The sequence below is a fragment of the Pantoea sp. GW821-FHT03E06 genome, assembly GCF_059420725.1.
Map to the genome: position 1 here is coordinate 3,106,568 of NZ_JBWKUG010000001.1, position 23,184 is coordinate 3,129,751.

At 47.0% G+C, this 23,184-nt stretch carries 21 protein-coding genes, 1 other RNA gene and 1 pseudogene; 12 read left to right on the forward strand and 11 right to left on the reverse strand.

Annotation, left to right across the window (positions count from 1 at the left end; all coding sequences use genetic code 11):
• Positions 1–44 precede the first annotated feature (44 nt).
• Together recN and bamE are read left to right on the forward strand one after the other, a co-directional pair.
• Positions 45–1,706 (forward strand): DNA repair protein RecN, encoded by a 1,662-nt coding sequence (gene recN, locus AC07WB_RS14500; RefSeq protein WP_345828685.1) that lies wholly within the window; start codon positions 45–47, stop codon positions 1,704–1,706.
• A 187-nt stretch (positions 1,707–1,893) separates the two neighbouring features.
• Positions 1,894–2,241: an outer membrane protein assembly factor BamE gene (gene bamE / locus AC07WB_RS14505; protein WP_097096387.1), complete on the forward strand. Its 348-nt coding sequence runs from the start codon at positions 1,894–1,896 to the stop codon at positions 2,239–2,241.
• A 53-nt stretch (positions 2,242–2,294) separates the two neighbouring features.
• On the opposite strand, the gene AC07WB_RS14510 is transcribed toward bamE, so the two are convergent.
• Positions 2,295–2,585, reverse strand: coding sequence for an RnfH family protein (locus AC07WB_RS14510; RefSeq protein ID WP_097096386.1), 291 nt, complete (start codon positions 2,583–2,585; stop codon positions 2,295–2,297).
• Positions 2,578–3,012 carry a type II toxin-antitoxin system RatA family toxin gene (locus tag AC07WB_RS14515; RefSeq protein WP_097096385.1) on the reverse strand — a complete coding sequence of 145 codons (435 nt, stop codon included), beginning with the start codon at positions 3,010–3,012 and terminating at the stop codon, positions 2,578–2,580. The genes AC07WB_RS14510 and AC07WB_RS14515 overlap by 8 nt, the downstream gene beginning before the upstream one ends.
• A 159-nt stretch (positions 3,013–3,171) precedes the next feature.
• Between AC07WB_RS14515 and smpB the strand changes: the two genes are divergently transcribed.
• The 8 genes and pseudogenes from smpB to AC07WB_RS14555 all read left to right on the forward strand — a co-directional run bounded on the left by smpB (position 3,172) and on the right by AC07WB_RS14555 (position 12,229).
• Positions 3,172–3,654, forward strand: coding sequence for an SsrA-binding protein SmpB (gene smpB / locus AC07WB_RS14520; RefSeq protein WP_097096384.1), 483 nt, complete (start codon positions 3,172–3,174; stop codon positions 3,652–3,654).
• Between the two features lie 44 nt (positions 3,655–3,698).
• Positions 3,699–4,061, forward strand: a transfer-messenger RNA (tmRNA) gene (ssrA, locus tag AC07WB_RS14525).
• A 168-nt stretch (positions 4,062–4,229) separates the two neighbouring features.
• Positions 4,230–4,417 (forward strand): annotated as a pseudogene (locus AC07WB_RS14530) (integrase arm-type DNA-binding domain-containing protein); the annotation flags it as partial.
• Positions 4,414–6,444, forward strand: a complete 2,031-nt coding sequence (locus AC07WB_RS14535) for a primase-like DNA-binding domain-containing protein (protein ID WP_494941076.1) — start codon at positions 4,414–4,416, stop codon at positions 6,442–6,444. The pseudogene AC07WB_RS14530 and the gene AC07WB_RS14535, both read left to right, overlap by 4 nt.
• A gap of 312 nt (positions 6,445–6,756) precedes the next feature.
• Positions 6,757–8,280 (forward strand): SIR2 family protein, encoded by a 1,524-nt coding sequence (locus tag AC07WB_RS14540; RefSeq protein WP_494940715.1) that lies wholly within the window; start codon positions 6,757–6,759, stop codon positions 8,278–8,280.
• 677 nt (positions 8,281–8,957) lie between these two features.
• Positions 8,958–9,824, forward strand: a complete 867-nt coding sequence (locus AC07WB_RS14545; RefSeq protein WP_494940716.1) for a hypothetical protein — start codon at positions 8,958–8,960, stop codon at positions 9,822–9,824.
• A gap of 38 nt (positions 9,825–9,862) precedes the next feature.
• A complete protein-coding gene (locus AC07WB_RS14550) occupies positions 9,863–10,750 on the forward strand; it encodes a hypothetical protein (RefSeq protein WP_494940717.1) in 888 nt (295 codons plus the stop codon).
• 624 nt (positions 10,751–11,374) lie between these two features.
• Positions 11,375–12,229 (forward strand): PA4780 family RIO1-like protein kinase, encoded by an 855-nt coding sequence (locus AC07WB_RS14555; protein ID WP_494940718.1) that lies wholly within the window; start codon positions 11,375–11,377, stop codon positions 12,227–12,229.
• On the opposite strand, the gene AC07WB_RS14560 is transcribed toward AC07WB_RS14555, so the two are convergent.
• Complete coding sequence (locus AC07WB_RS14560; RefSeq protein WP_494940719.1) at positions 12,196–13,113, reverse strand: LysR family transcriptional regulator; 918 nt, start codon at positions 13,111–13,113, stop codon at positions 12,196–12,198. The two genes, AC07WB_RS14555 and AC07WB_RS14560, sit on opposite strands and share 34 nt — an antisense overlap.
• Positions 13,114–13,220: 107 nt before the next feature.
• Between AC07WB_RS14560 and AC07WB_RS14565 the strand changes: the two genes are divergently transcribed.
• Together AC07WB_RS14565 and AC07WB_RS14570 are read left to right on the forward strand one after the other, a co-directional pair.
• A complete protein-coding gene (locus AC07WB_RS14565; RefSeq protein ID WP_494940720.1) occupies positions 13,221–14,540 on the forward strand; it encodes a serine hydrolase domain-containing protein in 1,320 nt (439 codons plus the stop codon).
• A 180-nt stretch (positions 14,541–14,720) separates the two neighbouring features.
• A complete protein-coding gene (locus AC07WB_RS14570) occupies positions 14,721–15,077 on the forward strand; it encodes a KPN_00521 family repetitive protein (RefSeq protein WP_064739688.1) in 357 nt (118 codons plus the stop codon).
• Positions 15,078–15,150: 73 nt separating this feature from the next.
• On the opposite strand, the gene AC07WB_RS14575 is transcribed toward AC07WB_RS14570, so the two are convergent.
• The 8 genes from AC07WB_RS14575 to AC07WB_RS14610 are packed head-to-tail and all read right to left on the reverse strand — an operon-like array spanning position 15,151 to position 23,180.
• Positions 15,151–15,480: a DMT family transporter gene (locus tag AC07WB_RS14575; RefSeq protein WP_097096361.1), complete on the reverse strand. Its 330-nt coding sequence runs from the start codon at positions 15,478–15,480 to the stop codon at positions 15,151–15,153.
• Between the two features lie 54 nt (positions 15,481–15,534).
• Positions 15,535–15,897 carry a DMT family transporter gene (locus tag AC07WB_RS14580; protein ID WP_097096360.1) on the reverse strand — a complete coding sequence of 121 codons (363 nt, stop codon included), beginning with the start codon at positions 15,895–15,897 and terminating at the stop codon, positions 15,535–15,537.
• A 25-nt stretch (positions 15,898–15,922) separates the two neighbouring features.
• Positions 15,923–16,591 (reverse strand): hypothetical protein, encoded by a 669-nt coding sequence (locus AC07WB_RS14585; RefSeq protein ID WP_494940721.1) that lies wholly within the window; start codon positions 16,589–16,591, stop codon positions 15,923–15,925.
• A 12-nt stretch (positions 16,592–16,603) separates the two neighbouring features.
• The gene (locus AC07WB_RS14590) at positions 16,604–17,224 is read right to left on the reverse strand and encodes a phosphate propanoyltransferase (protein WP_494940722.1); all 621 of its coding nucleotides are present in this window, start codon (positions 17,222–17,224) and stop codon (positions 16,604–16,606) included.
• Positions 17,221–17,610, reverse strand: coding sequence for a BMC domain-containing protein (locus AC07WB_RS14595; RefSeq protein ID WP_494940723.1), 390 nt, complete (start codon positions 17,608–17,610; stop codon positions 17,221–17,223). The genes AC07WB_RS14590 and AC07WB_RS14595 overlap by 4 nt, the downstream gene beginning before the upstream one ends.
• Before the next feature lie 11 nt (positions 17,611–17,621).
• Positions 17,622–18,557, reverse strand: a complete 936-nt coding sequence (gene cutD / locus AC07WB_RS14600) for a choline TMA-lyase-activating enzyme (protein ID WP_494940724.1) — start codon at positions 18,555–18,557, stop codon at positions 17,622–17,624.
• 45 nt (positions 18,558–18,602) lie between these two features.
• On the reverse strand, positions 18,603–21,992 hold the full coding sequence (gene cutC, locus AC07WB_RS14605; protein WP_494940725.1) for a choline trimethylamine-lyase: 3,390 nt from the start codon (positions 21,990–21,992) through the stop codon (positions 18,603–18,605).
• 18 nt (positions 21,993–22,010) lie between these two features.
• Positions 22,011–23,180, reverse strand: a complete 1,170-nt coding sequence (locus tag AC07WB_RS14610; RefSeq protein ID WP_494940726.1) for a 1-propanol dehydrogenase PduQ — start codon at positions 23,178–23,180, stop codon at positions 22,011–22,013.
• Positions 23,181–23,184: the final 4 nt, after the last annotated feature.

A 23,184-nucleotide genomic window follows, 5' to 3' on the forward strand; every position in this document is an offset into this window, starting at 1 on the left:
TACTGTATGTAAAACCATATCTGTTTTTACATACAGGTGATTCTATGTTGGCACAATTGACCATCAGTAACTTTGCTATCGTTCGTGAACTGGAGATCGACTTTCATCGTGGTATGACGGCGATCACGGGAGAAACCGGCGCAGGTAAATCCATCGCAATCGATGCGCTGGGTCTGTGTTTGGGCGGCCGCGCTGAAGCAGATATGGTGCGTCAGGGTGCCAGTCGCGCGGATATCTGCGCCCGCTTCCAGTTGAAATCGTCCCCCTCAGCGCAACGCTGGCTGGTAGAAAATCAGCTGGATGAAGGAAACGAATGCCTGCTGCGTCGCGTGATTAGTGCCGACGGACGGTCGCGTGGCTTTATCAATGGCACATCGGTGCCGTTGTCGCAGTTACGTGAATTGGGTCAATTATTGATTCAAATTCACGGCCAGCATGCCCATCAATTGCTGCTGAAATCGGATCATCAAAAACATCTGCTGGATGCGTACGCTGCACATGATGGCGTGCTGGCTGAGATGCGCCAGCATTACCAGCGCTGGCATCAGAGCTGCCGGGCATTGGCGCAGCATCAGCAGCTTTCACAAGAGCGCGAATCGCGTCGTGAGTTGCTGCAGTATCAATTAAAAGAACTCAATGAATTTGCCCCTCAGTCAGGCGAATTTGAACAGATTGATGAAGAGTACAAACGCCTGGCAAACAGCGGCCAACTGCTTTCGACCAGCCAGCAGGCGCTCCAAATCTTGGCCGATGGTGATGACACGAATCTGCAAAGCCTGCTGTATAGCGCTCGCAATATGCTGGGTGAGCTGCTGACGTTGGATAATAAAGTCAGCGGCGTATTCAATCTGCTGGAAGAAGCGGCAATTCAGCTCAGTGAAGCCAGCGACGAACTGCGCCATTATTGTGAACGTCTGGATCTCGATCCCAACCGTCTGCATGAACTGGAGCAACGTCTGTCACGACAGATTGCCCTTTCGCGTAAGCATCACGTTTCCCCTGAAGCCTTACCCGTTCTTTACCAGCAACTGCTTGATGAAGCGGAGCAGCTGTCGCAGCAAGAGAGCGACCAGGAGCTTCTGCAGTCTGAGGTGGTAGCCCATCATCAGGCAGCATTAGCCAGTGCGGAAAAACTGCATCAACTGCGTGAACATTCGGCGCAGGAATTGAGCCAACTGATCACACAAAGCATGCGCACCTTAGCCATGCCGCACGGCCAGTTTGCCATTGTGCTGGAGTTCAATGCCGATCAACTCACCGCTGATGGCGCGACGCGCATTGATTTTCGCGTAACCACTAACCCAGGCCAACCCTTACAGCCGTTAGGTAAAGTGGCTTCGGGTGGTGAACTGTCGCGTATAGCTCTCGCGATCCAGGTGATCACCGCGCAGAAAATGGAAACGCCAGCGATGATTTTCGATGAAGTGGATGTCGGCATCAGCGGCCCAACCGCCGCTGTCGTGGGGCAAATGCTCCGTCAGCTTGGCGAGTCAACGCAGGTGATGTGTGTAACGCATCTGCCGCAGGTTGCCGGTTGTGGCCATCAGCACTTCTATGTCAGCAAAGAAACAGATGGTGCGATGACGGAAACCCATATGCAGCCGCTGGACAAACGTGCCCGCCTGCAAGAGTTAGCCCGTTTACTGGGCGGAAGCGAAGTCACGCGTAACACGCTGGCTAACGCTAAAGAACTTTTAGCCGCCTGATAACGCACTTTTTTTCCGACTGGTGGTCTTATGCTTGCTCTGTAGAGGTTTCAAATAGCGAAAAGGTTTATTATCATCGGCTGTTATAAAGATCGAGTGATAAAGCCTGCCGCAGGCAGAGTTCAGAATTTGATGGCAGAAAAATAGCCTGCTGAAAGGCGTTTGGCCCCAGAAAAGGAATGTATAGATGCGCTGTAAAACGCTGACTGCCGCGGCAGTAGTAATGTTGATGATGACCGCCGGATGTTCCACCCTTGAGCGCGTTGTGTATCGTCCGGATATCAATCAGGGGAACTACCTGGTCGCCAACGATGTGTCGAAGATTCATAACGGTATGACGCAGCAGCAGGTCGCCTATACCCTTGGCACGCCGATGATGCATGATCCCTTTGGCAGCAACGTTTGGTATTACGTGTTCCGTCAGGAACCAGGCCATGAAGGCGTTAAACAGCAGACGCTGACCTTGACCTTCGACAGCAATGGTACGTTGACCAACATTGATAACAAACCAAAGCTCTCTGGTAGCGAAGGCTAAGTGAACACCATAAAAAAAGGCGCCTGGGCGCCTTTTTTGTTTTTTAATCTCAGCTATTTCTTCTCAGCGGAACGTTCTGCACGTTGACGACGCAATTCTTTAGGGTCAGCGATCAGTGGACGATAGATTTCAATACGATCCCCATCCTGCACAACATCGCCTGGCTTCACAGGGCGACTATAAATACCAACTTTGTTGCTATTTAAGTCAATATCCTTACGTAGCGACAACAAACCCGATGCGTTAATGGCTTGCTCAACCGTTGTGCCCTCTGCCACTTTTATCGAGCGCAAATACTGCTTATCGGGCAACGCGTAAACCACCTCGACGCTGATATCAGGCACGATAAACCTCTTTCGCGCGCTGACTGAACGCCTGCACCATGCTATTAGCAAGCTCTTTAAAGATACGGCCAAATGCCATTTCAACCAGCATATTGGTAAATTCAAAATCGAGATTCAACTCAACTTTACAAGCATCATCACCTAATGAAGTGAAGTGCCAACCGCCTGTCAATTTTCGAAATGGGCCATCCACCAGCTGCATTAAAATACTCTGGTTACTGATCAACGTATTGCGGGTGGTGAAGGTTTTACTGATGCCCGCTTTCGAGACATCAACCGCCGCAGTCATTTGATCTCCGTTGTTATCCAGCACGCGGCTGCCCGTGCAGCCCGGCAGAAACTGAGGATATGCGTCCACATCATTCACAAGACGGTACATTTGCGCAGCGCTATAAGGGACCAGCGCTGAACGACTAATCTGGGCCATAATGGTTCCTGTTCGTCACAAAACCATTGAATAATACCATTTTCGGTCACCAAACAAAAATTCACGGCTTTGCCTGGTGTGCTAAAATGGAGTGTTTTTTACCGCCCTGCAGGACAGGGGATGCGCCCATAAACTGAGTGATGTAGACTACGCCGCACTATGACAAAGAAAAAAGCTAACAAACCCGGTTCAGCCACTATTGCCCTCAATAAACGCGCACGCCATGAATACTTCATTGAAGAAGAGTTTGAGGCGGGTATGTCGTTACAAGGATGGGAAGTCAAATCACTCCGTGCCGGCAAGGCTAACATCAGCGATAGCTACATACTGCTGCGCGATGGCGAAGCTTATCTGTTCGGCTCGACTTTCCAGCCGCTGGCCGTTGCCTCAACACACGTGGTGTGTGATCCCACGCGCAATCGTAAGCTGCTGCTGAACCAGCGCGAACTTGATTCGCTGTACGGTCGTGTTAACCGCGAAGGTTTTACCGTGGTTGCACTATCAATGTATTGGAAAAATGCCTGGGCCAAACTGAAAATCGGCGTGGCACGCGGCAAGAAAGAACATGACAAACGTGATGATGTTAAAGAACGTGAATGGAAAATGGATAAAGCACGTATCATGAAGAATTCAAAGCGTTAAGCGCTGGATTTCAACGTCTGTTTTCTGTAGTATAGAAATTTCTTGGGGCTGATTCTGGACTCGACGGGATTGTGAAGCCTTAGGAGCATGCCGAGGGGCGGTTTGCCTCGTAAAAAGCCGCAAAAAAATAGTCGCAAACGACGAAAACTACGCTTTAGCAGCTTAATAACCTGCTTTGAAGCCCTCTCTCCCTAGCTTCCGCTCTTAAGACGGGGATCAAGAGAGGTCAAACCCAAAAGAGATCGTGTGGATGCCTTGCCTGGGGTTGAAGCACTAAATCTAATCAGGCTAGTTTGTCAGTGGCGTGTCTGTCCGCAGCTGGCCGGCGAATGTAAAGATTGACTAAGCATGTAGTGCCGACGGTGTAGTAATTTCGGACGCGGGTTCAACTCCCGCCAGCTCCACCAAAATTCTCCATCGGTGATTACCAGAGTCATCCGATGAAGTCCTAAGAGCCCGCACGGCGCAAGCCCTGCGGGCTTTTTTGTTTCTGTAATCTTCCAAGACGATCCGCCTGAATCCGGTGATAATTGGTATACGTTATGATGTATACCAATTATGGACGGAACCCAGTCATGGCGCGGATGACACGCCCACTTACCAATCACGAAATCCTTAAAGCTAAGCCTCAAGAGAAAGACTTCACACTGCATGATGGCGACGGCCTTTTCCTGCTCGTCAAACATCAGGTAAAGAGCTGAGGCGTTTTCGCTATCAGCGACCAAATAGCAGTAGCCGCACAAATCTTAGCTTAGGCTCATATCAAAAGCACAGGTGAACACAGTTGATAAAGCAGTCGCAAAAACAGAGGCCGCCGCGCGGGCGCAGAAGGTGCTCACAGCCGCCGTCAGCCGCACGGATAACGCCTATCTTTTATCGAAAGGTCTGCACAGCACTGAAGTGTTAACGCTGGCTGCCGGTCTGCGCTGTGGCGGTATCAGTTTTGCGGCTGGTGATCTGCTTGTACCGCTGACGGACGAAACCGGCAACGCCGTTAACATCCAGCTAATCAGCACCGCTGGCGACAAGCGCACCCTGCCCGGCGGACAGGTTAAAGGCGCTTATCACCTTGCGGGAGAGCCTGACGGCAAAACGCTGTGGCTCACCGAAGGCTATGCAACCGGCCTGACGGTGCAGCGCCTGACCGGGCAACCGGTTTATGTGGCGCTCAGCGCCAATAATCTGCCGGCACTTGCCGCCCAGCTTCGCAAAACCAATCCTGATGCGCTGATACTGATTGCCTCCGATCGCGACGACAACGGCACAGGCCAGTTAAAGGCGGAGGAAGCCGCGAAAACCTGTAAGGGCAAGGCCGCTTTGCCACCAGAAACCGGCGACTGGAACGACGTCTGGCAGGCACAGGGCGACATCGTGACGCAGGCGCTACTTACCGCCTTCACTCAACCTCATAAGCCAAGCCCGTTTGAGTCCGTCAGCGAAGCCGACCTTAAAGCCATGAGCGCCAGCGAAAAAGCGGAGCTGCTGGTCGATCACTACGGGCAGGCGCTGGCCGTGCCGCCTGTCGGGGAGGAAATCTGTCGATATGAGAACGGCGCGTGGCAGGTGATGCCGGTGCAGACGCTGCGCCGCGAGATCGCCGAGCTGTTTCAGAAGGTACGCGCACCGTTTTCAGCGGCCGGAATTGGCAGCGTGCTCGATACGCTCAAACTGATGGTTCCACAGATGGGCGAACCGGCGCGCCGCCTGATTGGTTTCCGTAACGGGGTATTTGATACGACCAACGGCACATTCAGCCCGCACCGCCGTGAGAACTGGCTGCGCACGGTAAACAGCGTTGATTACTCCGAGCCGCGTCCCGAAGAAAATCTTGCAGACCACGCGCCTAACTTCTACCGCTGGTTAACGCGGGCGGCCGGACACAATGACGATAAGCAAGAGCGTATCCTCGCGGCGTTATTTATGGTGCTGGCAAACCGCTATGACTGGCAGATGTTCCTTGAGGTAACTGGTCCAGGTGGAAGCGGAAAAAGCGTGTTAGCCTCGATCGCCACGCTGCTCGCTGGCCGCGATAACACCACATCCGCCACCATTGAAACGCTTGAGTCATCCCGGGAACGCGCCAGCGTGGTGGGATTTTCGCTAATTATTCTGCCCGATCAGGAGAAATGGAGTGGCGACGGCGCGGGCATTAAGGCAATTACCGGCGGTGATGCGGTAGCCATCGATCCAAAGTATCGTGATCCCTACTCAGCCCACATCCCGGCGGTAATTTTGGCAGTGAACAACAACCCGATGCGTTTCAGCGATCGCAGCGGCGGCGTATCACGTCGCCGGGTAATCCTTACGTTCCCGGAAGTGATACCGGCTAAAGAACGCGACCCGCAGCTACTGGACAAAATCAGCAATGAACTGGCAGTGATTGTTCGTCACTTGATGCAGCGCTTCGCGTCACCCGATGAAGCGCGCGAGCTATTACAGGCGCAGCAATCATCCGGCGAAGCGCTGGAGATAAAGCGACAGGCTGATCCGCTGGTCGATTTCTGTGGCTACCTGATGCCGCTGAGCACTCCGAACGGGTTGTTTATCGGCAACGCCAATATTCGTCCGATTAACCCGAAGCGCTATCTCTATCATGCGTATCTGTCCTTTATGGAATCGCGTGGGCATCAGCACCCGCTCAGCCTGACGGCCTTCGGGCAGGCAGTGCCGCAGACGCTTAAAGAGTATGAGCGCGTGTTGCTTAAGCGCCGAACAAATAATGGTGTTCAGACCAATCTCATCCTGCATGCAGATAATGAGGCTGATTGGTTGCCCGGATGCAGTCAGTAAATCCTGCAGAAAACGAACCGGCTAAGGCCGGTTTTTTACATCTAAGTTCAGACTGTTCACTTCATATGTAAACCTGTGTACACTCGGATGTTAACCTCCCACATCTAAATGACTGATTAAAGACGCTTAAAAAAGTGAACATTATGAAAATTCTTAACTAAAAACTTTTCTCCCATTCTGGAAAATCATTCATACACAAAGATAAACAGGCTATGGGGATATTATTGTAAAGAAGCACAAACTAAAGATAATCGTTTAAAATGGATCATGTATGACAGTTGGTGTCTTTGTTTATATTTAAGGTGAATACACATGGATATTGAAAATGAACTAAACCAATTATTTATAAACAGAGCTTCGGGGCCATTCCTTTTTCTAGGCTCAGGCTTTTCCAGAAGGTATATGGGGCTTGAAGATTGGCAAGGTTTACTCAATAAATTTTGTGTTATGGGTAAGCCGTATGAATACTATAAAAGCAGCGCTAACGGCGATATAGCACGTTCTGCATTATTGATTGCAGAAGATTTCCATGATCTATGGTGGACTAGCGAAAATTATAAAGAAAGCAGAGAAAAGTATTCAAATGTCGTCAAAGATAAATCATCTCCTTTAAGAATAGAGATAAGCAGATATTTAATTGAGAAAACAGAAAGTCGGAAAAAAGATCTTGAGCTTAACGATGAGCTTGAAATACTAAAATCGTGTGATGTTGATGGGATAATCACTACAAACTGGGATATTTTGATTGAACATTTATTCCCTGACTATACAACATACATTGGTCAAGAGGAGCTGCTTTTTTCAAACACCTACAGCATTGGTGAAATATATAAAATACATGGATGTGGTTCAAAGCCTGAATCGATGATTCTTACTGATGCTGACTATAGTGATTATAATAGTAAAAATGCTTATCTTGCCTCTAAGTTAATAACAATTTTTGTTGAGCACCCAGTTGTATTCATTGGATATTCAATAACAGATGAAAATATTCGCGCTTTACTAAAATCAATATCATTATGCATTGGCACAGAAAAGTTAGAAAAATTAAGAAGTAATTTAATATTCATTGATAAAGATGAACCAACTACAGGCGCCATAATCGAGACGTCATACCTTCATTTTAACGACGTTCAGGTTCCAGTAAAAATAGTCAAAACAAAGGATTTCTCATTAATTTATCAAGCCATACATAATTTTGAACGAAAGTTACCGGCGCGTGTTCTTAGATTTTGCAAAGAACAAGTGTACGAAATAGTCCAAAGCCAAGACCCACAGAATAAGATAGCTGTAGTTGACTACGATAACATAAAAGATAAAAAGGATATTGAGATCGTCTTCGGGATAGGAGTTATCGGAAAGTTAGGAGATACTGGTTATAGAGCTATAACCGTACAGGATTTATTCGAAGATGTGGCGTTAAATAATAAAGACTTCTCACCTGAGAAAATTCTAAAAATCACTGTAAAACAATATAATTACAAGTTCATCCCAGTATTCAAATATCTATCTAAAATGAAAATTGAAACCTTCGAGGATTATAAGAAATCCGGTTTCAATCTCGACCAATATATCCAGAGAGATTTTCCAGAAGTGTTCGCGAGCAGAAAGCCCAGAGACTTCGTTAAGTATCAGGATATGACATTTAGTGATTTTTACGATACAGCAAGTGAATCTGCATTTTTATCACTGGCACCATTACATCCTAATCCTGATGCTGAATTTATTGCAAAATTCATCCGAGAAAATTATGATAGACTTATCTCTTCTAATAATAAATATTTCTTCAGAAAGTTAATCTCCTATTATGACTGGCTCAAGTATGGATTAATTTGACATTAAGTAAATAATTAGGGGTGTTAGCAAGCCCTAACACTCAGTCAACAGACAACACATGCATATAAAAATGTATAGAAAATATTTAAAAAACACTTTAATTGAAAATTTAAATTGACTCTTATGGCAGGATATTAGGAAAATATTTTCAGTGCAAAATGTCTGCATTTATTTCGGTTACATAGCATAACCATGCCACATAATTATCTTCTCGCAGACTTATACGTAGCGCCGCTTTCAAGATCTGCGTATGGTTCAAAGCGCATTAAAATGCAGGTATATATCAACTATGATCGTGTAGCACGCAAAATAAAGAATATTATTTATAAGCAATCATGGGTGCCATTATCATGATATTTAAGAGCTCCATATGTATTTTACTTCATCTCACTGAAATATCGCAGTAATCTTTTAAAGAAGGATTTTAGTTTAACTCAAGTTTAATTTAAAATATAATAGAGCTATCATTAAGTAAATCTAAGTCGTTAAAACTTTCAATTGTTATGTATTTCAGAAAGCAATAAAATACTACAGACGTTAAGTGGAGGTGAGCTTATGCCATTCCTGTTTTAAGTAAGTCGTGAACCCAACCTATATTAATAAACACTCAAAAATAAATTATAAGTAAAATAAACCACATGAATGTTAATAGTATTTTCACGCTTAAGGATTTAACAATGCTTCAGGGAGTTATTAGCAATTTAATGAACACATCCCTCACAATCTACAATTTCATTAAAACCTATGATAATATTTTCAAATCGTTGATTGTGATCACTCTTTCTTTAGGATTAAGTAGATATTTAACCAGTTATACAAAAAAAAGCCTCTCTAAAAAAATAAAGTCCCCCTTCCGATATATAGACTCATATCGTCGTTTTTGGAGTACATCAGCAAGCACTAGAAAAAATTTAATAACCTTGTTCATTTTTGCATTATGTTATTTGATTTTCCTCCAGCCTCTTGGTTTTAATGTTATAGAAAACGTGAGTTACTCTATTGTCGCGGCATTCATTTTTGATGCATTCCTTAACTACCATCAAGAAAATGAAAAGAAAAAAAATGCATGCACAAAATGGGGATTTAAATTAGACCAACAATCAATATTATGGACTGATTTTTTACGTTTTAAAAAAGAACTAAAATTCCAAGGAACAGACGGTGAGTTTATTTTTGAGATTATTTTCAACAACTTTAATCCTGTTAAATCACTTCCAATAAAAGATGTAATTTATGGTTTCAATGATATCCACCCCATTAAATCTACGATTTCTAACCAAAATGAAATTAAAAATTACGCAAAAGACATCATATGTAACGACATGGTTTTCATATCAAATTTCTATAAAGATCCAGACATCTTTGTTGCATTCCCAAATATCAAAACACCAGCTTTTACTTACCATCAGTACTGCCATATCTTTCATATGTCAATAACTGGATCTTTAAACAACCAAAACTTGCAAAATACAATTAAAAAATTCTTCGATGCCAAGAATAAATTCCATACTTCGATCACCGAAAACATTGACCTCTATCGTTGACAATAGATTATCAATAAACATTTATAGAGAGGATAATTTTGAATAATTTCTTGAGTATTAATTTCTTAGAGGATACAGAGCGTGAGTTTGAAGCGGCATTAACATGGCTCGCTAGCTTAGGGATAAAGAATGACGCTAGCAGGCTTATGCAAGCATTCAAGAAAATAATAAAATCTCAAAAAAACACACTCACCCCGGATGACGTTTGGGCATCATTAGAATTATATGAGGTCCATGAGTTATATAAAACATTTTCATCGCTTCCCGAACTACATGAAAACATCATAAACAATCTCAAAAAAATAATAAAAGGTCAAGTTTTCTTGAAAGATGAAGTAATATCCGGCACAGCTAATAATGGTCGTGACTATATGTTCGAGCTATCGATGATTGAATTTTTCATAAAAAATGGTGTTCATATTTGTTTTGACTCTAAAGCTGACTTTAATATTACCACTCCATTGGGAGATGTATTTTTTGAGTGTAAAAGGCCTGCTATAGGCTCAACGTTACTAACTAACACTTTACGTGCCTTTAACCAAATCAATACGAGAGGAACACTATCTGATTCAGGTGTGGCATGCATATCTCTAAGTCGAATTATTTGGGAAAAAATGAAAACTGGCATTTTACATTCTAACTTAAATGATTTATCAAATTATATATTAAGTTTAGTGCATGAAGAGCTAGACAGTATCAAAAAGGCTTGGGATTTCAACAAGCATTATAAAACTATATTAATCATCTCTGATATAAAGATTCCATTTGTTAATATTGAAACAGACGAACTTTTTTTCTTTCAACATAAAAACTTTAATTTTAGATATTGGGAAATTCATCTCGCAGCGCCTTGGAGTTGCGACGTCATCACTAGAGCAATTATATCCAAATCAATGATTAACCAGTTTGAAAAAAATAATGAATGACGTTTAAATAATAATCTTTATTCTTATATCACAAGACGACTTTTAGTTTAGGGCATCAGGGTTTAAAAGATGATCACTCTCAGTGCACAATAGTGTACACCCCATCCTACCCCCTTCACTACCTAACGCATTGAATTTAATCCATAAAAACCAAAGGTGAACAATGTGAACACTTTTTCCATAAATCATTTTATTTTGGATTTAGCGCCAAGCATTGGTTGTCTTTGCCCAACCATTCCGGAGTGTGAGATCCAATAATTGGTACAAGTTTAGGTACACGCACCAAAGTTGAATTGGCGAAAAACAATTAATTTCATTAGCTTGCGAGCCTCATTCAGACTCCGCCAGCCCAAAATTCTTGACCAATGATTACCAGAGTCATTGGGTTAAGTCCTGAAAGCCCGCACGGCGCAAGCCCTGCGGGCTTTTTTGTGCCTGAATTCTTTGAGACAATCCCATTCAATCAAGACAAAATGGATAAGCATTTAGTCAATCATTGAAAGGTTTTCCCTTGAAATTTAAGCATTTTATCAGTGAGCTTGTTGACCTGGGTTATCCCTTCATTCTGGTATTGCCGTTTGTGTTATTGATACGAAAAGCGGCCGAAATAAGGTATAAAGCCGCATGAAAATTCCAAATAGACTCCAACCCCTCGTTGATGATGGCCTGATCGACGAAGTACTCCAGCGACTGAGAAGCGGCAAAGAAGCTGACGTTTACACCGTCTTAACTGGCGGCAAAATCCAGTGCGCCAAAGTGTATAAAGAAGCCACGCAGCGTAGCTTCAAACAGGCGGTGCATTACCAGGAAGGTCGCAAGGTCCGCAACTCGCGTAATACCCGCGCGATGCAAAAAGGCTCCAAATTCGGGCGCAAGCAACAAGAAGAGACCTGGCAAAGCGCAGAAGTTGATGCGTTATTCCGCCTGGCCAATGCTGGCGTACGCGTGCCTCAGCCCTATATTTGCATTGACGGCGTGCTGTTAATGGAGCTGATCACGGACGCAGAAGGCATGGTTGCGCCTCGGCTGAGTGACGTGATGCTTTCGGAAAAGGACGCCATTACAGATTTCGACACCATGATTCGTAACATCGTGCGCATGTTGTGTGCAGGCATTGTGCATGGCGATCTGTCGGAGTTTAACGTGTTGCAAGACGCCAACGGGCCGGTCATCATCGATCTGCCACAAGCGGTCGATGCCGCTGCCAATAACCACGCCGAATCGATGTTTGAGCGCGATGTTAATAACATCACCGCTTACTACGGTCAGTTTGCACCGCAGTTATTGCAAACACGCTATGCGAAAGAAATCTGGCAGCTATATGAAGATGGAAAACTAACGCCAGAAACGCCGCTTACCGGTCTCTTCGTCGAGGAAGTGCACGAGGTTGATGTGGATTCGCTGATGGATGAAATCATTGCAGCCGAGGATGAGTTCTACGAACGTCAGCGCGCAGCAAAGGAACGTGAAGATGAATAAATACTGCGCCAGATTTCAGGCAAATTTGCAATGAACGCCTGGGCGACGGCATTTTTGTTGCCGCCTGGATTCCACAACGTCACCATCGTAATATTCAACCCCTGATTGCCCACTTCAGTGCACAATATCTGCACATCATGCCATTGCTGCGCCTGAAAATGCGTCGGCAAGAATCCCCAGCCTGCACCGCTTTCCAGCAATTGCTGCAGAATGGCACGATCGTTAACGAACAGTGATTTGCCCGAGATTTGCAATCGTCGGCTAACTTGTTCATCGCTGACGTGATGCATCACCAGCTGCGGAACCAGGGAAAGATTGAGGAGCGTCACCGGCTGGGGTTGATCATTAAACAATCCCCTGGCAGCGTAGAAATTGAGTTCGACGGTTCCTAATGCCTGCCACTCCATCTCATTACCCAACGTTCGATGCTGTGCCTGGCAAATGGCAACATGCGCTTGCCCATTTTTAAGCGCCCTTTCAGCCTCGTCACGTGTGCCGCTCCATGCGCTGAACCGGATTTTATTCGCTGCCATATGTTCAATTAAGGCATGGAGAAATGCGTGCGGCACGAATGGATCGTAAACCAGCACTAACTCTTCTTCGACTGCGGCAGGTAGACCACGTGCAAACGATTCAAATGCCTGCGCCTGACGAAGAAAAAGATGTGCCTGACGATGCAGCTGTTGGCCGTTGTCAGTCAGGCGCAACCTGCGCCCCTCCCGTAAGAACAGCGTATAACCCAGTGCATCTTCCAGATAATCCAGCAGGTCGCGCACCGTAGTGCGGTCCTTTCCCAGCAGCTGAGCAGCTTTCGACACGCTGCCAGTTTCAGCGATCATGGCAAACGCTTCAATTTGCGAAAATGAATAGCGTAAAGCAGACATATAACGCTCCAATAATTGAGGGGATTATCCCCCGTTGAATGATTTTATCAGGGGATAAACCATTCATATACTGCCACGCATTCATTCCTGAAATGGTAGAAAACATAATGAGTAAACGTCTTTTACAACCGATGCTACTGGCCGCCTCGCTGAGCACTCTTACTTTGTCATTCGCTTCACCTGTCTTCGCGGCGGAAACGCAAAACTGTGGTGGCATGATGCTCGCGTCTTGCCCGCAGCCTTTTGATAAAAAGCTGCCGGATCCCCATCAGATGTTGAGCTGGAGCCAGGCGGATCGCGTGGTAGGATTTCGTAATGATTACCGCAATTACGCAGGTGATGTTTTTCATCACGGCGAGTCAACGCCGTTAAAAACGGCCAACCAGTCACTAAGCAACGCCAACTATACCTTCAACGGCAAAAACTATTCGTTGCAAGATTACCTGAAACGGGAAAATGTCAGCGGTATGCTGGTGCTGAAAAAGGGTCAGATCGCCTATAAATATCTGGGTGAAGGTAATAGCGATCACACGTTATGGACTTCACGCTCCGTGGGAAAATCCGTGGTTTCAACGTTAGTGGGCATCGCCATCAAACAGGGTAAAATCCATTCACTTAACGATCGCGTCACCGATTATGAGCCGGACCTAAAAACAACCGCCTGGAATGGCGTGACGCTGAAGCAACTGATTCAACATACTTCAGGTGTCGCCTGGAATGAGGATTACACCAATCCTGACTCTGACTTTGCGCATCTGACGCAGTGCGAAGCACGTCCAGGCACCTATGATTGTGTACGTAACATCATCAAGCAGTTGCATCGGGCCCACCCGGCCGGAGAATCGTGGTCGTACTCATCCGGTGGTGCATGGCTGCTTGGTGACGTACTGGAAAAAGCGACTGGCATGTCTATCGCAGCGTGGCTTGAGCAAAGTCTCTGGAAACCTTACGGCATGGCAAGTGATGGCGTCTGGCACGCCTATGAAAAAGGAAAGCACGACGTTGGCGCGCATGGCTTTAACGCCACGCTGGAAGACTGGGGCCGCTTCGGTTTATTCATCATGAATAATGGTCGTTTGCCGAATGGTCAGCAAATGCTGCCCGACGGCTGGCTGGATGAGGCATCCAGCTGGACGCAGGCGCGCAATTCGGTGTCAGCCGCCCATCCTGATGGCACCTATGGTTATCAGTGGTGGAACAACGCCGTTGCCGCCAATGCGCATAATGTTTCACCCAGCGCTGATAAATCGCTGAAAAATTCGCTGTGGGCACTGGGTATTTATGGTCAGGTGATTATGGTCAATCGTGCTGAAAAGCTGGTTATTGTGCAGTGGTCGACCTGGCCTGAAGCGGAGCCGAAAATGAATGCTCAGCCGCTGGAAGCCGCACTCATGTACAGCGCGATTGCGCAGCAGTTAGCGGACTGAAACTTTTGAGCCATCACCAGGATGGCTCTGTTTTCTCTTCGATGACCTAAAATGCTATGTATGCGTGATTTTCCCACCGAAACTAGACCTTTTTCATTCCTGGTTTATTCTTAAATCTTTCCATCGTGGCTTATGCCAGGATGAATACCTGAGACGACATATTTCATGAAAGAGGGAATTATGAAAAAGACAATTATTGCAGTATCGGCTCTTCTGCTGGCTTCTTCGGCTTTTGCCGCCACTACACATGCAACTGATGAAACCGTCGCTAACGCGCAGGCTGGCGCAAACACTGCCAAAGAGAAACTGCATCAGGCGCAGAACGAAGGCAAAGAGCAGCAGCTGAAAGCTAAGCATGCCGCAGAAGGTAAAAGCGATAACCTGAGCAGCAAAGCAAGTGAAGGTACGCAAAAGGCCTGGAACAAAACCAAAGAAGGCTCTGAAAAAGGTTGGGATGCCACTAAAGAAGGCACCCAGAAAGGCTGGAATAAAACCAAAGAAGGTGCCAGCGATCTGAAAAAGAAAGTTAGCGAATAACTTTCCACGCTCCACAATGAGGCCGCGACAGCGGCCTTTTTTAATGCTTTGACATCACTAAGGTGATATCGATTCAGGTTGCGGAAAAAACATTCATAATCACCCCACCCGAAATTATTAAGATCATTGCAAACACCGCAATGATATCAGGCTTCTGTTTATAAATGAGCATTGAACACAACGTGACGCCCACAATGCCAAATCCGCACCAGAGTGAATAAGCTACCCCAACAGGAATCGTACTCATCGCGCGCGTAAGTGCAAAATAACAGAGTCCATAGGCACAGATAACTAATAATGAAGGCCCTGGCTTACTAAAGCCCTGGGTTTTTTTAATCATCGACGTACCGGTAATTTCCGAACCTATAGACAACGCTAACCATAAAAATCCGAGATTAAGCATATAATATTCCTTTTATATTTTAAGTATCATCATTATGCATTTAGGGATGTGACTTTAACTCTCTGCGTGCTCGCCCATTTTCGAGAAAAGATTCATGATAACAATGCCGCTTGCAATAATTACCATGCCGATAATTGATGCCGCATCGGGATGCTGATCGTAAAATAGCATGCCTAAAGTCGAAACCAATAAAATCCCTGTACCAGACCATGTTGCATACGCGAGCCCAACGGGGATGTCCTTAACTGCACGAGACAATGAATAATAACAAACAGCATAAAACAGGATGAGAAATATCAACAACAATCCTTTTGTTATGCCTTCACTGGAATCAAAAAACTTCAGCGTTGAGGTTGCAGAGGTTTCAGAAATAATGACCAGCAGTAGCCAAAGCCAGCATTTATTTTTAGCAGACATAATTAACTCCTGATTTTAAGTAACGTTAGGTGTTCTTTTTTTGATTCTTTAAATAGTCGGATGCAGCATCAGTTAACAATGCCCCTGGTATATCCGCTTTCACTTTCTTATTAATGATGTCATTAACCGTGATATAACGACGCACAGATGCACGAGCATCAGGAATTTCACTTCCCATCAAATTAGCGATCAGTTCATCTAAAGAACATAATGTGACACCCATGTTTTTTAAGGTCAGGAGCGTTGCCTGAACATGTTTAACATAACCAGGATGTGCGCTATTACCTTTCAACCGATTAATTTCACTGTCAGGATCGCAGTAATAAGGCAATGCAAACACGGGTAGCCCACAACTGAGAGCCTGATGTATTGCCTTAGCAAATGGCCGGTGCATAACGCCATTGACTACATCCGCCGCCAGCGCATAACTGAGAAACGGAATAACCATGGCCCGATAAGGAACGGAAGATAAGGTTCGCAGCCAGCCTTCGTCCTCGTGTACATTTCCTAATGAGTGCCACAGCGCCTCTTCTGCTCCCCCTTCAAAAGCGAGACGATAAACGCAGTGACAGGCTTCAAGTCGCGCATGAATGATCTTTTGGTATTCCTGCGCTTCAGATATCAAAAGCAACGTTGGAGGGCGCAAACGCTGCAGTGTCAACGCGACAATGCGTTCAATATCCTTTTCCGTCATGACACATCCTCTTTAATGCACCAGAGACACCATCTCGCCGTTATTTAAACCTGCCGCATTCGCTTCTTCCGTATCAATATGGCACTCAAGAACAAAGTTCTCATTGACCCGTACAATCACAGCATCGAACAGTAAACTGCGCTTTCCCTGGGTTCGTACTTTAACCTGTTGCCCATTACACACATTCAATCTGCTCGCATCCTGGGGTGACATATGAATGTGTCGCCAGGCACAAATCACCTGCGAACGCAGTTCAACATGGCCAGCAGGGCCGATTAACAGCGCACTACCGGCATTTTCCAGCGCGCCAGATTCCCGTATTGGTGCTTTGATGCCCAAGACAAAACAGTCTGCGCGGGAAATCTCCAACTGCGAGGCAGGCCGTTGCGGTCCAAGAACACGAACGTGCTGCAAGCTACCTTTTGGTCCAACAACGGTGATGGTTTCTTTCGCTGCGAACTGACCAGGCTGACGTAACGGCTTGAAGGGGGTAAGCTGATAGCCTTTACCAAACAACGCTTCCACATCATCATGCGATAAATGAACATGACGATTTGAAATACCGACCGGTATTAAGGCGTTAGATGTAGATAGCTGATGGTCAATGCGCTGTAAAACCTGTGCATCAATCATGATTTATTCCCTTTCTTCACCGACGCTTTTTCTTCTCTACTCATTTGAGAATCCATCACTTCCGGCATAGCAGGCGCTTTGAATGCCGATGGCGCGTTTTGCTGGCAGAATCCTTTGCCTTTCAACTTTTGCAACGCCGTTATCACGCTCCGCTCGGGACGCGCAATAACCAACGAGGCCAGCAGCTGTTTATTTTCAATTACGCCGGTGCCGTGTTCGATGGCCGCACGGATGGCACTGATCTCCCCCTCAAAGCAAATATTTACCCGTCCGGAACCTACCGTGCGATAGCCAATACACTGCACATCGGCGGCTTTACAGGCAGCATCGGCTGCTTTTATTGCGGCAGCCAAGCCTATCGTTTCAATGATGCCTAAACTTTTCATTACGCCTCCGGTTAATGACGAACTAAGCGAATATCAAAATCAAACTGCGCCAGGAATTGTTCGAGACGATGCAACTCCTCTGCACTATAAGAAGGATCATTTAGAATGGGATATTCCATCCCTAGTCGTTCATATTTCATTTTTCCTAATTGGTGATAAGGTAAAAAATCGATACGTTGAATATTGCCCCGCTTAGCAAGCCTGCAAATATAGTCAATCGCTCCCGTAATTGAATCATACGAATCGTTATAACCACGAACTAGCGGCATTCTGACTATCACCTTCGCGCCTGAATCCACCAGCCATTCAAGGTTACGCAGCACAGACTCGTTGCCAATACCGAATAAGCTTTTATGCTGCTCGCTACTGATTTGTTTAAGGTCAAATAAAAAGGTATCTGTAACGGGCTGAAGCTTTTGATAGTTAGCAAGAGACGTTGTTCCTTGCGTTTCAACCGCCGTATTGATCATCATTTTTTTACATTCAGTGAACAGCGCCACAGCAAAATCCGTTTGCAAGCTCATTTCACCGCCACCAATCGTGACACCACCACCGGATGAGATATAGAAATCGTAATCCTGCATGATAATGTCCATCAACTCAGAGACGGTGACATCTTTACCTAGAATATCCAATGCATTTTTGGTGCAAATATTTTCACATTGTCGGCAACCAATACAATCTATGTCACGATCAACAATATGTTTGCCATCAATATTTTTATGAATACCTACCGGACAAATATTTACGCACTCACCACAATCAATGCACTTGTCACGTGAGAACATTACCTGAAAGTTTTTAACCAGGCCCTCTGGATTCGCACACCAGGGGCAACGTATATTGCAGCCTTTAAAAAAAACTAGCGTACGAATACCATCACCATCATAAATGGAGTACTTTTGGATATTAAAAATCCGCCCTTTTAATTCAGCCACTGCTTCCATACCGCGCTCCTTATCAGACATCCTTGTCGCTAAATATCCTGATAATTAAAATTTCTCAATCACGGTGCGACTGATTATTTCGTCCTGAACCTCTTTACACAGCTCAACGAAATAGGCGCTGTAACCCGCCACACGCACAATTAAATCACGGTATTTTTCCGGCTCGAGCTGTGCCTTTTTCAGCACTTCATTATCCACATAGCTGAACTGCATCTGCCCGTTTCCGAGGATGGAAGCCGTGCGCAACAGTGTAATCAAGCCCTGCCGCCCTTCCGGCGTGTCTAATAATCCTTTGAGGAATTTGAAGTTATGCACCATGCCGATATTCATCGTTTCAACATTCATGGTACTCACTGACTTGATAACTGCAGTCGGCCCCTGTTTATCAGCCCCCTGGGTTGGGCTGATGCCATCAGAAAGCGGCATCCACGCCAACCGCCCATTTGGCGTGGCATTGGTGAGTTCCCCGATGGGAGTGTTATTGGAAATTGAAAGCGTACCGTGACTGAGTGTGGAATAGAGCATTTGATACTGGCGACACTCTTTTTCTGTCCACTCCGTAATATCCAACGCCAGCAGATCGACACTTTTATCGTCGTTGCCATATTTCGGCGCGTTCAGGCAATCACGGCGCAGGGCATCATAGCCGACGAAATTTGCCAGCATCGCATCACGCATCTGTTCCAGGGTGTATTTACGATCTTCGTAAACCAGTTTGCGAATTGCCGCCATGGAATCGATGTAGGTGGCCAGACCGGAGAAGATGAGGCCCGGACCGTGATTGATCATTGCGCCGCCCGACGCAACGTCTTTTCCACTCTCCATGCAACCTTCTACCAGCAGTGACATGAGGGGTTTTGGGGCAACGTCACGATGGACGCGCTGGCTGATCACGGTACCCACAGCGGACAGACGCACAATGTGGGCCACCTGTTTTTTCACTGCGGTATCAAAATCTGCGAAGGTTTTAAGCTCGCTAAGCTCGCCGGTATCAAGACCTTGATAGCTGTCAAACAGCACCATACGGCCGCGATTCAACACAAACTCAATAGCGATCGGCCATTGCGTATAGCCGGTAGAGGTCCACTGATAAATACGCCCCGATTTTTGTGGCTCTACGCAGCCCATCAGGCAGTAGTCGCGCGCATCGTCAAAATCAAAACCTTTGCGCAGCATCATTTTGATATGAGAATCATCGAAGTGGCAGGCCGGGAAGCCCATACCTGCTTTTACAACATCGACGATTTTTTCCATGTACTTTTGCGGCGACTGATTGTGAATTCTGCAGGCTAATGAAGGCTGATACACCTTCACAAATCGCACGGCATCCATAATCAGATAGGTCAGATCGTTACAGGCATCGCCGCCGCTACGTTTCTGTCCGCCCACTGTCAGGTTGATAAACGGCTGATAGCCAGCGAAATACTTCGCTCCTGCCTCGCTAGACATCCACATCAGCTCAGCGCATTTGATAATGAAGGCCTGCAGCATTTCAACTGCGGTTTCTGCGGTTAAACGCCCTTCGCGGATGTCTTCCGCAAACATGGGATAGCAGTATTGATCAACGCGTCCCAGCGATAATCCGGTTTGGTTTTCTTCAATTTCAAACAATGACTCCACCGTCCAGATGCTTTGCAGCGCCTCCTGCAAAGTCTTAGGTGGATTAGCGGGTACATTTTCGTTGACCTCAGCAATGGTGAGCAACTCTGCACGGCGCTGGGCATTTGGCTCCGATACGGCAAGTTCACGCGCCTGGGCTGCAATACGACGGGCATAACTCATTACACCTTCGCAGGTTTCAATCGCCGCTTTGTAGTAATAGATACGATCGATGTCTTCAGGATTTTCCATGCTGAGCGAAGCCAGATGGGCCTGCGCATCGGCTTTAATACCGTTCATGCCTTTAGTGAAAAGCAGCACGTCGTAACCAGGGCAAGTATCGCCACCGCCGTTGATTTGGTGATAGGAAAGATCGCTAACAAAGGTTTCACCGCTGAACGACCACACACCCGCTTCACGATACTGCGCTTCGCAGATCTCATCCAGCGAGCGCCCTTCCCAAAACGGGACGATCTCTTCACGAATAGTTTTCTTGTCCTCTTCGCTGATCACGAAAGGATCTTGTGGACGTGTGCCCATCGTATCCAGCTCATCACGCACCCAGCGCCAGGCGATATCGGGTGAAAAAGCGCCGGCGCGTGGCTTACCGCACGGATGTCCGACGATCAATTCATCTTTCTGAATCAGGATGGGCGCCGTCTCACAGGCACGACGGAAGGCTTTTGCTCGCTGTAAAACTACGGGCAAACCCGGGTTATTTTTCACCACTTCGGTGAATGCCAGCGCCCTGAAGATGGAAACGCTCGGACGCGCCTGCAAATAATGGTTGCGTAAGCGCTGCACGCGCGGTGTTAACCCCTCCATCACGGGCATGTCATCAGGAGTGCCGGCGCGGCTGTCTGCGGAAGGAGTGCTGCTGAACAGGCGTACAGGCAGATTCAGCGCACTGAGGTTGTGCTGGGCGCTGAGGAATAACGAAGAGAGTTCATTGATAACGATATGGCTTTCATCGATCGTGTGGCCACGCAGCATCGCATCAAACATAGGGTAGCCTTGAATGGCATGATCAGCGCGGACTTCGCTCAGCTCTGCCAGCTTAAACCAGAGGCTTTCAACAATCTCATAACCCTGCTGCGCGGTGATTTTGCCGCTTGTTACATCATGTTGATACCATGGGAAAAGCGCTTTATCAGCACCGCATGGATTCACGGCATACTCCCCGTTATCCATTAACACCGCCAGTTGAAACAGATAGAAAGCCTGACAAGCTTCTTTAAAACTACGGGCAGGATACGCGGGCACATGACGTAACATCTCGGCACTTTCACGCAGTTCAGCCTGTCGATAACTATTCGGCTCAGCGATAGCCAATGTCTCCGCACGATCTGCCAGATTCTTTGCCAGTGTAACCAGTGCATCGCAAGCATAGATGGCGGCACGACACGCATTGGCTTCATCCATACTACTGCGGCTAATGCTACTGCTTAACGTCTCACACTGTTTTTCAAGTTGATTACGCATGGCCTGCACGCCTTGCTCAATAACCACGTTGTAGTCCGGAGAAACCAGGGGCGCATCAAGGCTTAAAAACTGGAACACTGAAGTGCGGTTGCGTGTCACTTCATCATGAAATATCGAACCATGCGGCCTGGCGGTCGCATTGCCAACAATCAGCTGATCGGCTTCGACGGTGGCAGGCACCTGGCGCATCAACTCATAGAAACGACGCGCCGGTTTCACGGCTGCAGGCACCCCACTCATCTGGGCGTCGATAGCATGAAGTAAAGTCGCATGCTCGGAACACAGTGTACTTTTGTGGGTAAGTAAACGATCCGCCAGAACTTTGACGCGCGGCGTTAGGCTGTAGTGTGACATGAGGATCTCCTGATGTTCTTATTTGTATTCCTGAGCACGCAGAGCTAAGGCACGATCGCTCCACGCCTGGCGCAACAATGCGATAAGCGAGGACAGGTCAGGCTTGCGTGGGTTTGTGGGGGTACAACTGTCGCGCATAGCCTGTTGGGCCATCGCCGCCAGCTGCTGCTCAAATTGCTCTGCACCAATCGATAATTCGTTAATGCCGAGCGGCAACTTCATCTCCTCTTGCATGGCGCGAATCGCCAGCAGCAAGCTGCTAACGCCCTGTTGCGTGGTGTTCGCCGGTAGTTCGAGCAAGCGTGCAAGATGGGCATATTTTTGCGCCGCGGCGTTGTCGCACTCACCGGCATAATCCGCATTCCAGGCCACAATATGTGCCATCAGCAAGGCATTAGCGCGCCCATGCGGAATGCTGAATACGCCACCCAGTGCATGTGCAAGACTATGGGTGATACCGAGCGACGCGTTGGTGAAGGCCATGCCGGCCATGCAAGAGGCGTTATGCATCTTCTCGCGTGCTAATGCGTCATCGCCGTTGCGCCAGCAGGACGGTAGATAGCAGAACACCTGCTGTACCGCTTTCTCTGCCAGTGCATCTGAGAAGTCACTTGCGTGAAGCGAGACATAGGCTTCAAGCGCATGACATAGCACATCCATGCCGGTATCTGCGGTGATGGCGGGTGGTACCGATGCAACAAACGCCGGGTCAAGAATGGCGATATCGGGCAGCATCTCGGTATCCACCAATACCAGTTTTTCGCCCTGCGCTTTCACGACTGAAAAAGCAGTCACTTCCGAGCCTGTCCCACTGGTCGTTGGAATGGCGACAAAACAGGGGCGCTCACGCTTTGGTGCTGCCGCATCGTTAGCCAGAGTGAACAGCACCGCTTTCGCCGCATCAATTACCGATCCGCCCCCGAGTGCGACAATGAGTTGAGGAAAGTGGCTTTCCATCAGCCGGATGCCGCGCGCCACGGTGGCTACATCCGGATCGGCTGTCACGTCATCCCATATTTGATAGCTGATGCCTTGCTGCTGCCATATTTGGGTTATTTTCTGCGCATATCCCAGCTTGACCATTGCACTGTCAGTCACTAACAGCGCATTAAGAGCCGGTAATCGTTCAAGTAGCGCCAGAGCATCCTTGCCAAACTGGATTCGCGGCTTTAGCTGAAACTCCCTCATGCTT